Origin of the sequence: Cognatiluteimonas sedimenti (genome assembly GCF_022808325.1) — a bacterium.
Lineage (GTDB): Bacteria > Pseudomonadota > Gammaproteobacteria > Xanthomonadales > Xanthomonadaceae > Cognatiluteimonas > Cognatiluteimonas sedimenti.
Window position 1 is genome coordinate 1,062,840 of sequence record NZ_JALGCL010000001.1, and the last position, 9,492, is coordinate 1,072,331.

14 protein-coding genes and 1 pseudogene are annotated in these 9,492 nt (G+C 65.9%); all 15 read right to left on the minus strand.

The features are described 5' to 3' along the window. Positions 1 to 12: 12 nt before the first annotated feature. Positions 13 to 279: a 30S ribosomal protein S17 gene (gene rpsQ, locus MQC88_RS05070; protein WP_243319613.1), complete on the minus strand. Its 267-nt coding sequence runs from the start codon at positions 277 to 279 to the stop codon at positions 13 to 15. Positions 280 to 290: 11 nt separating this feature from the next. Next, positions 291 to 491, minus strand: coding sequence for a 50S ribosomal protein L29 (gene rpmC, locus MQC88_RS05075; RefSeq protein WP_243319615.1), 201 nt, complete (start codon positions 489 to 491; stop codon positions 291 to 293). Further along, positions 491 to 904 carry a 50S ribosomal protein L16 gene (gene rplP, locus MQC88_RS05080; RefSeq protein WP_243319617.1) on the minus strand — a complete coding sequence of 138 codons (414 nt, stop codon included), beginning with the start codon at positions 902 to 904 and terminating at the stop codon, positions 491 to 493. Before rplP ends, rpmC begins: the two co-directional genes overlap by 1 nt. 3 nt (positions 905 to 907) lie before the next feature. Then, positions 908 to 1,651 carry a 30S ribosomal protein S3 gene (gene rpsC, locus MQC88_RS05085; RefSeq protein ID WP_243319620.1) on the minus strand — a complete coding sequence of 248 codons (744 nt, stop codon included), beginning with the start codon at positions 1,649 to 1,651 and terminating at the stop codon, positions 908 to 910. A gap of 2 nt (positions 1,652 to 1,653) precedes the next feature. Continuing rightward, entirely contained in the window at positions 1,654 to 1,989 is a 336-nt protein-coding gene (gene rplV / locus MQC88_RS05090; RefSeq protein ID WP_243319622.1) for a 50S ribosomal protein L22, read from the minus strand. A 10-nt stretch (positions 1,990 to 1,999) separates the two neighbouring features. Next, positions 2,000 to 2,269, minus strand: coding sequence for a 30S ribosomal protein S19 (gene rpsS / locus MQC88_RS05095; protein ID WP_243319624.1), 270 nt, complete (start codon positions 2,267 to 2,269; stop codon positions 2,000 to 2,002). Between the two features lie 6 nt (positions 2,270 to 2,275). Beyond that, entirely contained in the window at positions 2,276 to 3,103 is an 828-nt protein-coding gene (rplB, locus tag MQC88_RS05100; protein ID WP_243319626.1) for a 50S ribosomal protein L2, read from the minus strand. A gap of 10 nt (positions 3,104 to 3,113) precedes the next feature. Further along, on the minus strand, positions 3,114 to 3,410 hold the full coding sequence (gene rplW, locus MQC88_RS05105) for a 50S ribosomal protein L23 (protein WP_243319629.1): 297 nt from the start codon (positions 3,408 to 3,410) through the stop codon (positions 3,114 to 3,116). Next, positions 3,407 to 4,012: a 50S ribosomal protein L4 gene (rplD, locus tag MQC88_RS05110; RefSeq protein WP_243319631.1), complete on the minus strand. Its 606-nt coding sequence runs from the start codon at positions 4,010 to 4,012 to the stop codon at positions 3,407 to 3,409. Before rplD ends, rplW begins: the two co-directional genes overlap by 4 nt. Before the next feature lie 12 nt (positions 4,013 to 4,024). Continuing rightward, positions 4,025 to 4,678: a 50S ribosomal protein L3 gene (gene rplC, locus MQC88_RS05115; protein ID WP_243319633.1), complete on the minus strand. Its 654-nt coding sequence runs from the start codon at positions 4,676 to 4,678 to the stop codon at positions 4,025 to 4,027. 10 nt (positions 4,679 to 4,688) lie between these two features. Further along, entirely contained in the window at positions 4,689 to 5,000 is a 312-nt protein-coding gene (gene rpsJ / locus MQC88_RS05120; protein ID WP_024891232.1) for a 30S ribosomal protein S10, read from the minus strand. Positions 5,001 to 5,430: 430 nt separating this feature from the next. Beyond that, positions 5,431 to 6,621 (minus strand): elongation factor Tu, encoded by a 1,191-nt coding sequence (gene tuf, locus MQC88_RS05125; RefSeq protein ID WP_243319635.1) that lies wholly within the window; start codon positions 6,619 to 6,621, stop codon positions 5,431 to 5,433. A gap of 18 nt (positions 6,622 to 6,639) precedes the next feature. Next, the gene (gene fusA, locus MQC88_RS05130) at positions 6,640 to 8,730 is read right to left on the minus strand and encodes an elongation factor G (RefSeq protein WP_243319636.1); all 2,091 of its coding nucleotides are present in this window, start codon (positions 8,728 to 8,730) and stop codon (positions 6,640 to 6,642) included. Between the two features lie 134 nt (positions 8,731 to 8,864). Continuing rightward, positions 8,865 to 9,332 carry a 30S ribosomal protein S7 gene (gene rpsG / locus MQC88_RS05135; RefSeq protein ID WP_243319638.1) on the minus strand — a complete coding sequence of 156 codons (468 nt, stop codon included), beginning with the start codon at positions 9,330 to 9,332 and terminating at the stop codon, positions 8,865 to 8,867. 85 nt (positions 9,333 to 9,417) lie between these two features. Then, positions 9,418 to 9,492: pseudogene (rpsL, locus tag MQC88_RS05140) on the minus strand (30S ribosomal protein S12); the annotation flags it as partial.

A 9,492-nucleotide genomic window follows, 5' to 3' on the forward strand; every position in this document is an offset into this window, starting at 1 on the left:
CTCGGCCTCCCCTTATTCGGCCGCGCGGGCGAGGATCTCGACCACGCGCCAGTTCTTGGTCTTGGACATCGGCGCGCACTCGGCCACGCGCACCATGTCGCCGGTGTTGCAGGCGTTGTCGGCGTCGTGGGCGTGCAGCTTGGTCGAGCGGCGGATGTACTTGCCGTACAGCGCGTGCTTGACCTGGCGCTCGACGAGCACCGTCACCGTCTTGTCCATCTTGTTGCTGACCACGCGGCCTTCGACCGTGTGCAGCTTCTTTTCAGTCTGTTCGTTCATCTCGGCCGTCCTTACTTCGTCTTGCCGGATTGCGGCTGGCCGAGCAGGGTGTTCACGCGCGCGATCTCGCGGCGCACCCGGCGGGCGTCGTGGGTCTTGGTCAGCTGCCCGGTGGCCTTCTGCATGCGCAGCGAGAACTGCTCCTTGTGCAGGTCCAGCAGGTGGCTCTTCAGCTCGTCCGCCGACTTCTGTCGTAGTTGCTTGAGTTCCATCAGCGCACCGTCCGGGTCACGAAAGTGGTGGTCACGGAGAGCTTGGCCGACGCCAGGCGGAACGCCTCGCGCGCGGTGGCCTCGTCGACGCCCTCGATCTCGTAGATCATGCGGCCGGGCTGGATCTGCGCAACCCAGTACTCGACGTTGCCCTTGCCCGAGCCCATGCGGACTTCGATCGGCTTCTTGGTGATCGGCTTGTCCGGGAACACGCGGATCCACATCTTGCCGCCACGCTTGACGTAGCGACTGATCGAACGGCGCGCGGCCTCGATCTGGCGCGCGGTGAGCTGGCCGGTGGCAGTCGCCTTCAGCCCGTACTCGCCGAAGCTGACGGCATTGCCGTTCCACGCCAGGCCGTCGTTGCGGCCCTTGTGCATCTTGCGGAATTTGGTTCGCTTGGGTTGCAACATGGTTTATTCCCTCGCCTCGCGGTCACGACGCGGTCCACGCGGACGATCGGCGCGGTCGCCGCGATCACCACGATCGCTGCGCGGCGTGTCGTCCTGCTTTTCCTGGCCGACCTGGGAGAAATCGAAGATCTCGCCCTTGTAGACCCACACCTTGATTCCGATGATGCCGTAGGTGGTCTTCGCCTCGGCGAAACCGTAATCGACGTCGGCGCGCAGCGTGTGCAGCGGCACGCGACCCTCGCGGTACCACTCCGAACGCGCGATCTCGGCGCCGTTCAGGCGACCGGCCACGTTGACCTTGATGCCCAGCGCGCCCAGGCGCATCGCGTTGCCGACCGCGCGCTTCATCGCGCGGCGGAACATGATGCGGCGCTCCAGTTGCTGCGCGATCGACTCCGCGACCAGCTGCGCGTCGAGCTCGGGCTTGCGCACCTCGGTGACGTTGATGTGCGCCGGGACGCCCATCACGTCGGACACTTCCTTGCGCAGCTTCTCGATGTCCTCGCCACGCTTGCCGATCACCACGCCCGGGCGGGCGGTGTGGATCGTGACGCGCGCGGTCTTGGCCGGGCGCTCGATCAGGATCTTGCTGATCCCGGCGGCGGCCAGCTTCTTGCGCAGCATCTCGCGGACCTTGAGGTCGGCGGCGAGGTAACCGGCGTATTCCTTCTTGCCGGCGAACCACTTGGAGTTCCAGTCCTTGGAAATGCCAAGGCGGATACCGGTCGGATGTACTTTGTGACCCATGATTACTTGCCCTCGCCGACGACGACGGTGATGTGGCTGGTGCGCTTGACGATGCGCGTGCCACGGCCCTTTGCCCGCGCCATGAAGCGCTTCAGCGAGGGGCCCTCGTCGACCATGATGGTCTTGACCTTGAGCTCGTCGACGTCTGCGCCCTGGTTGTTCTCGGCGTTGGCGATCGCGGACTCCACGACCTTGCGGATCATGTGCGCGGCCTTCTTGTCCGAGAACTTCAGCAGGTTGACGGCGCGTTCGGCCGACAGCCCGCGCACCTGGTCGGCGACCAGGCGGGCCTTCTGCGGGGAGATGCGCGCGGTGCGCAGGATGGCTTTCGCTTCCATGGTCATCTCCTTACTTCCCGGCCTTCTTGTCGCCGCCATGGCCCTTGAACGTGCGGGTCAGGGCGAACTCGCCGAGCTTGTGCCCGACCATGTTCTCGTTGACCAGCACCGGGATGTGGTTCTTGCCGTTATGGATGGCGATGGTGTAGCCCACCATTTCGGGCAGCACCATCGAACGACGCGACCAGGTCTTGATCGGCTTCTTGTTGCTGCCCGCGGTCTCCACCTTCTTCATCAGGTGGTGGTCGACGAACGGGCCCTTCTTCAGTGAACGTGGCATGGCCGATTAGCTCCTGCGATCGCGCACGATGAACTGCTGCGTGCGCTTGTTCTTGCGGGTCTTGTAACCCTTGGTCGGCACGCCCCACGGGGTGACCGGGTGCGGGTTGCCCTGGCCGGCCTTGGCCTCGCCACCGCCGTGCGGGTGGTCGACCGGGTTCATGGCGGCGCCGCGGACGGTCGGCTTGACGCCGCGCCAGCGCTTGGCGCCGGCCTTGCCGAGCTTCTCAAGGTTGTGTTCGTCGTTGCCGACCTCGCCGATGGTGGCGCGGCACTCGGACGGCACCTTGCGCATTTCGCCCGAGCGCAGGCGCAACATCGCGTAGACGCCTTCGCGGGCGACCAGCTGCACGCCGGCGCCGGCGGCGCGCGCGATCTGCGCGCCCTTGCCCGGCTTCATCTCGATGCAGTGCACGGTGGAACCGACCGGGATGTTGCGCAGCGGCAGGGTGTTGCCGACCTTGATCGGCGCATCGCTGCCCGCGATCACCTGCTCGCCGGCCTTCAGGCCCTTGGGGGCGATGATGTAGCGGCGCTCGCCGTCGACGTAGCACAGCAGCGCGATGTGCGCGGTGCGGTTGGGGTCGTACTCGATCCGCTCCACGCGCGCCGGGATGCCTTCCTTGTCGCGCTTGAAGTCGATGATGCGGTAGTGCTGCTTGTGGCCACCGCCGATATGGCGGGTGGTGATGCGGCCGTGGTGGTTGCGGCCGCCGGTGTTGTTCTGCTTCTCGAGCAGCGCAGCGTGCGGCGCGCCCTTGTGCAGGCCAGGCGTGACCACGCGGACCATCGAACGACGGCCCGGCGAGGTGGGTTTGAAGGTCATCAATGCCATGGATCGTTCCTCAGGCCTTGGCCATCACGTCGATCGACTGGCCATCGGCCAGCTTCACGTATGCCTTGCGCCAGTCGCCGCGGCTGCCGTTGCGGTTCTTGAAGGACTTGCTCTTGCCCTTCACGTTCACCACGTTGACCGCATCGACCTTGACGTCGAAGATCTTTTCCACCGCGACCTTGATGTCGGCCTTGGTCGCATCGGTGGCTACTTCGAAGACATATTGGTTGGAAACTTCCTGCAGGCGCGCGGTTTTCTCGGACACGCGCGGCGCACGGATGATGCTGTAGAGCTTGGCGTCGTTCATGCCAGCCACTCCTCGATCTTCTTGACGGCGTCGGAGGTCATGACGACGGTGTCGGCGCCGACCAGGGCAACCGGGTCCAGGCCCTGCACGTCGCGCACTTCCACGTAGCGGAGGTTGCGGGCGGACAGGTACAGGTTCTCGGACGCCTCCTCGGTGACCAGCAGCGGACGCTGGCCGGCCTTGAGGTCCTTGAGCATCGCGACCATGCCCGAGGTCTTGGGGGTGTCGAGCGCCAGGCCCTCGACCACGGTGATCCGGCCCTGGCGGTTGAGCTCGGACAGGATCGCCGAGATCGCCGCGCGGTACATCTTGCGGTTGACCTTCTGCGCGAAGCTGCGCGGCTTGGCCGCGAAGGTGACGCCGCCACCGACGAAGATCGGGGCCGTCAGGGCGCCGTGGCGCGCGCCGCCGCCCTTCTGCTTCTTCGACTTCTTGGTGGTGCCGCTGACTTCCGAACGCGTCTTCTGCGCCTTGGTGCCGGCGCGGCCCGCGTTGCGATAGGCGACCACGACCTGGTGGACCAGGTCCTGGCTGAATTCGCGGCCGAAGATCGCGTCGGAGACCGACAGCTTCTTGTCGCTGTTGTTGATGGCGAGTTCCATCGTCATCTCTCCTTAAACCTTGCTCGACGGACGCACGATCACGTCGCCGCCCGGCGCACCGGGCACCGCGCCGCGGATCGCGATCAGGCCGCGCTCGGCGTCGACCTTGACCACCTGCAGGCGCTGCGTGCTCTGCTGCACCGCGCCCATGTGGCCGGACATCTTCTTGCCCGGGAACACGCGGCCCGGCGTCTGCCGCTGGCCGATCGAACCCGGCGAGCGATGCGACAGCGAGTTGCCGTGGGTGGCGTCGCCCATCTTGAAGTTCCAGCGCTTGATCGTGCCCTGGAAGCCCTTGCCCTTGGTCACGCCCTGGACATCGACGATCTGGCCGACCTCGAAGATGTCGGCCTTGATCTCGCCGCCCACCTCGAAGTCACCGATCTTGTCGTCGGCCACGCGCAGTTCCCACAGGCCACGGCCGGCTTCGACCTTGGCCTTGGCCAGGTGCCCGGCCTCGGGCTTGTTGACCAGCGCCGCGCGCTTGGCGCCGACGGCGACCTGCACGGCGCTGTAGCCGTCGCTGGCGACCGTCTTCACCTGGGTGATGCGGTTCGGGGTGGCCTCGATCAGGGTCACCGGCACGGACTTGCCGTCTTCGGTGAACAGCCGGCTCATGCCGGCCTTGCGACCGACGATGCCCAGCGAATATTTCTTCGCAGTCATGGTGTCGTCCTCAGGTCAGCTTGATCTGCACGTCGACGCCGGCAGCCAGTTCGAGCTTCATCAGCGCGTCCACGGTCTTGTCATTGGGGTCGACGATGTCGAGCACGCGCTTGTGGGTGCGGGTCTCGTACTGGTCGCGCGCGTCCTTGTCGACGTGCGGCGAGGTAAGGATGGTGTAGCGCTCGATCTTGGTCGGCAGCGGGATCGGGCCGCGCACCTGCGCGCCGGTCCGCTTGGCCGTCTCGACGATCTCGCTGGCCGAACGATCGATCAGGCGATGATCGAAGGCTTTCAGCCGGATGCGAATCTTCTGGTCCGCCATGAGGAATTCCTCGAAGTAAAGAGCGAAAGGCCGACGGCTGGGTGCGCCGAACCCCGTGGAAACAATCGGTAAATCAACAACCTGGGACGAAAAGCAAGGCGGCCCGGTTGCCCGGCCCGCCAGGGAAGAAAGCTGCATACGCGCAAACGGCCCCGTCATCGATGCCCCGAACTATCTTTCGGGACGGACGGAGCGCTGCCGCGCGGCATTTCCCTGCCTGGCGAAAACGAGGCGCCTCCTGCGCCTCATTTCGCTGGTCCGCGGCATCCGGTGAACGCAATGCCGCGGTGAGTCGAACATTATAGCGGGCGATCCTTGGGTTTCGCAACCCCTTCACTCGCCCGCCAAGTGCAACGCCCGGGCTCGCGCCCGGACCGATTTCCGGCCCCGCGGAATGCGCTTCAACGCATTCCGCAGGCGGGACCCGGGATCACTTGATGATCTTGGCCACCACGCCGGCGCCGACGGTGCGGCCGCCCTCGCGGATCGCGAAGCGCAGGCCTTCGTCCATCGCCACCGGGTTGATCAACGTCACCTTCATCTTCACGTTGTCGCCCGGCATCACCATCTCCACGCCCTCCGGCAGCTCGCACGCGCCGGTGATGTCCGTGGTCCGGAAGTAGAACTGCGGGCGGTAACCCTTGAAGAACGGCGTGTGGCGGCCACCCTCGTCCTTGGACAGGACGTACACCTCGGCCTCGAACTCCGTGTGCGGGGTGATCGAACCCGGCTTGGCCAGCACCTGGCCGCGCTCCACGTCGTCGCGCTTGGTGCCGCGCAGCAGCAGGCCCGCGTTGTCGCCCGCCTGGCCCTGGTCCAGCAGCTTGCGGAACATCTCCACGCCGGTGACCGTCGTCTTCTGCGTCGGGCGGATGCCCACGATCTCGATCTCGTCGCCCACCTTGATGATCCCGCGCTCGATGCGCCCGGTCACCACCGTGCCGCGGCCCGAGATCGAGAACACGTCCTCGACCGGCATCAGGAACGGCTTGTCGATGTCACGCTCGGGCTCCGGGATGTACGTGTCCAGCGCTTCCACCAACGCCACGATCGACGGCACGCCGATCTCCGACTGGTCGCCTTCCAGCGCCTTCAGCGCCGAACCCTTGATGATCGGGGTGTCGTCGCCCGGGAACTCGTACTTGGAGAGCAGCTCGCGGACTTCCATCTCCACCAGCTCCATCAGCTCGGCGTCGTCCACCATGTCCGCCTTGTTCAGGTAGACCACGATGTACGGCACGCCCACCTGGCGCGCCAGCAGGATGTGCTCGCGCGTCTGCGGCATCGGGCCGTCCGCGGCCGAGCACACCAGGATCGCGCCGTCCATCTGCGCCGCACCCGTGATCATGTTCTTCACGTAGTCGGCGTGGCCCGGGCAATCCACGTGCGCGTAGTGGCGCGTCGGGGACTCGTATTCCACGTGCGCCGTCGAGATCGTGATCCCGCGCGCCTTCTCCTCCGGCGCCGCGTCGATCGCGTCGTAGGCCTTGAACTCGCCACCGAAACGCTCCGCGCCCACCTTCGTCAGCGCCGCCGTCAGCGTCGTCTTGCCGTGGTCCACGTGGCCGATCGTGCCCACGTTCACGTGGGGCTTGGTGCGCTCGAATTTACCCTTTGCCATCTCGATATCCTCGGTTGATCAATTCTTCTTGACGACGGACTCGGCGATGTTCGCCGGCGCTTCCGCGTAGTGGTCGAATTCCATGGTGAAGGTCGCGCGGCCCTGCGACATCGAACGCAGCGAGGTCGCGTACCCGAACATCTCGCCCAGCGGCAGCATCGCGTTGATGATCTTGCCCGACGGGCTGTCGTCCTGGCCCTGGAGGATGCCGCGGCGGCGGCTGACGTCGCCCATCACGTCGCCCAGGTAATCCTCCGGGGTGACGATCTCGACCTTCATGATCGGCTCCAGCAATACCGGCGAGGCCTTGTTGAAGCCTTCCTTGAAGCCCATCGAGCCGGCGATCTTGAACGCCATTTCCGACGAGTCGACCTCGTGGTACGAGCCGTCGACCAGCTTCACCTTGACGTCCACGATCGGGTAGCCGGCCATGATGCCGTTGGCCACCGCTTCCTGGATGCCCTTGTCCACCGCCGGGATGTATTCCTTCGGCACCACGCCGCCGACGATCGCGTTCTCGAACTCGTAGCCCTTGCCCTGCTCGTTCGGCGAGATCTCCAGCCAGACGTGGCCGAACTGGCCCTTGCCGCCCGATTGGCGCACGAACTTGCCTTCGGCCTTGACCGCCTTGCGGATGGTTTCGCGGTAGGCGACCTGCGGCTTGCCGACGTTGGCCTCGACGTTGAACTCGCGCTTCATGCGGTCCACGAGGATGTCCAGGTGCAACTCGCCCATGCCGGCGATGATGGTCTGGCCGGATTCCTCGTCCGTGCGCACGCGGAACGACGGGTCTTCCTGCGCCAGGCGGCCCAAGGCCATGCCCATCTTTTCCTGGTCGGACTTGGTCTTGGGCTCGACCGCCATCGAGATGACGGGCTCCGGGAAGGTCATGCGCTCCAGGGTGATGACGTGGTCCATGGCGCACAGGGTGTCGCCGGTGGTGACGTCCTTCAGGCCCACGGCCGCGGCGATGTCCCCGGCGCGCACTTCCTTGATCTCGCTGCGCTCGTTGGAGTGCATTTGCAGGATGCGGCCGACGCGTTCCTTCTTGGACTTGACCGGGTTGTACACGGCATCGCCCGAGTTCAGCACGCCCGAGTACACGCGGAAGAAGGTCAGAGAACCCACGAACGGATCGGTCATGATCTTGAACGCGAGCGCCGAGAACGGCGCCTTGTCGTCGGCGGTGCGGGTGTCTTCCTTGTCGTTCTCGTCGATGCCCTGCACCGGCGGACGGTCGGACGGCGACGGCAGCAGCTGGATCACGCCGTCGAGCATGGCCTGCACGCCCTTGTTCTTGAACGCGGTGCCGCAGAACACCGGCACGATCTCGACCTTCAGGGTGCGCTCGCGCAGCCCGGCGATGATCTCGTCCTCGCTCAGCTCGCCGCCTTCCAGGTACTTGTCCATCAGGCCTTCATTGGCCTCGGCCGCGGCCTCGACCATGAACGCGCGATGGGCCTGCGCCTTCTCCAGCAGCTCGGCCGGGATCTCGCCGTACTCGAACACGGTGCCCTGGGACGCGGTGTCCCAATGGATGCGCTTCATCTTCAGCAGGTCGATGACGCCGTCGAAGCCGTCCTCGGCGCCGACCGGCACCTGCATCGGCACCGGGTAGGCGCCCAGGCGCGACTTCAGCTGCTCGACGACCTTGTCGAAGTTGGCGCCGGTGCGGTCCATCTTGTTGACGAACGCAAGGCGCGGAACCTTGTACTTGTTGGCCTGGCGCCACACGGTCTCGGACTGCGGCTGCACGCCGCCGACCGCGCACAGCACGAACACCGCGCCGTCGAGCACGCGCAGCGAACGCTCGACCTCGATGGTGAAGTCGACGTGCCCGGGGGTATCGATGATGTTGAAGCGGTGCTGCGGCAGGGACTTGTCCATGCCACTCCAGAACGCCGTGGTGGCCGCCGAAGTGATGGTGATGCCGCGCTCCTGCTCCTGCTCCATCCAGTCCATGGTGGCGGCGCCGTCGTGGACTTCGCCGATCTTGTGGCTGACACCCGTGTAGAACAGGATGCGCTCGGACGTGGTGGTCTTGCCGGCATCGATGTGGGCCATGATGCCGAAGTTGCGGTAACGCTCGATGGGAGTGGTGCGGGCCACGTCAGTCTCTCTCTTGTTCCGTGCAGGACGGATTCCGGAAGGCCGAAGCCGCCTTGCGGCGGCCTGGGCTGGGGGATGCGGCGTTGTCCACCGCAGCTGGTTCCCGCGCCTTTACGCGGCGGGGAACCGGCAGGTCACCAGCGGTAGTGCGCGAACGCCTTGTTGGCTTCCGCCATGCGGTGCGTCTCTTCGCGCTTCTTGATCGCGCCGCCGCGGTTCTCGGAGGCGTCGAGCAACTCGCCGGCCAGCTTGCGCGGCATGGTGTTCTCGCCGCGCTTGCGCGCAGCGTCGATCAGCCAGCGCATCGCCAGCGCCATGCGCCGCGACTGGCGCACTTCGACCGGCACCTGGTAGGTGGCGCCGCCAACGCGACGCGACTTGACCTCGACGGACGGCGAGATGTTGCCCAGCGCCTTCTCGACGACTTCGAGCGCGTTCGGGTTCTTCTCGCCGATCACGTCCATGGCGCCGTAGACGATCTTCTCCGCGACCGACTTCTTGCCGCTGTACATGACCATGTTGATGAAGCGCGCGATGGTCTCGCTGCCGTGCTTGGGATCGGGCAGCACCGAACGCTGCGGGGTGTTTCCTTTACGGGACATGGCTGTATTCGCCTATCTCAATGCTGTTCTTGGAAGTGCGGCCAGCGTGGCCGCTCCTGCGGTTCCGGCGGGATGCCGGGAGCCGTCAACCCTTCGGGCGCTTGGCGCCGTACTTGGACCGGGCCTGGCGGCGCTTGGCCACACCGGCGGCGTCGAGCGA

Coding starts and splice junctions, on each gene's coding strand:
- rpsJ (WP_024891232.1), bottom strand. CDS start 5,000: ATGGCGGACCAGAAGATTCGCATCCGGCTGAAAGCCTTCGATCATCGC.
- rpsQ (WP_243319613.1), bottom strand. CDS start 279: ATGAACGAACAGACTGAAAAGAAGCTGCACACGGTCGAAGGCCGCGTG.
- rpmC (WP_243319615.1), bottom strand. CDS start 491: ATGGAACTCAAGCAACTACGACAGAAGTCGGCGGACGAGCTGAAGAGC.
- rplD (WP_243319631.1), bottom strand. CDS start 4,012: ATGGAACTCGCCATCAACAACAGCGACAAGAAGCTGTCGGTCTCCGAC.
- rplB (WP_243319626.1), bottom strand. CDS start 3,103: ATGGCATTGATGACCTTCAAACCCACCTCGCCGGGCCGTCGTTCGATG.
- rplV (WP_243319622.1), bottom strand. CDS start 1,989: ATGGAAGCGAAAGCCATCCTGCGCACCGCGCGCATCTCCCCGCAGAAG.
- rplW (WP_243319629.1), bottom strand. CDS start 3,410: ATGAACGACGCCAAGCTCTACAGCATCATCCGTGCGCCGCGCGTGTCC.
- rpsG (WP_243319638.1), bottom strand. CDS start 9,332: ATGTCCCGTAAAGGAAACACCCCGCAGCGTTCGGTGCTGCCCGATCCC.
- tuf (WP_243319635.1), bottom strand. CDS start 6,621: ATGGCAAAGGGTAAATTCGAGCGCACCAAGCCCCACGTGAACGTGGGC.
- rpsS (WP_243319624.1), bottom strand. CDS start 2,269: ATGCCACGTTCACTGAAGAAGGGCCCGTTCGTCGACCACCACCTGATG.
- rplC (WP_243319633.1), bottom strand. CDS start 4,678: ATGACTGCGAAGAAATATTCGCTGGGCATCGTCGGTCGCAAGGCCGGC.
- rpsC (WP_243319620.1), bottom strand. CDS start 1,651: ATGGGTCACAAAGTACATCCGACCGGTATCCGCCTTGGCATTTCCAAG.
- rplP (WP_243319617.1), bottom strand. CDS start 904: ATGTTGCAACCCAAGCGAACCAAATTCCGCAAGATGCACAAGGGCCGC.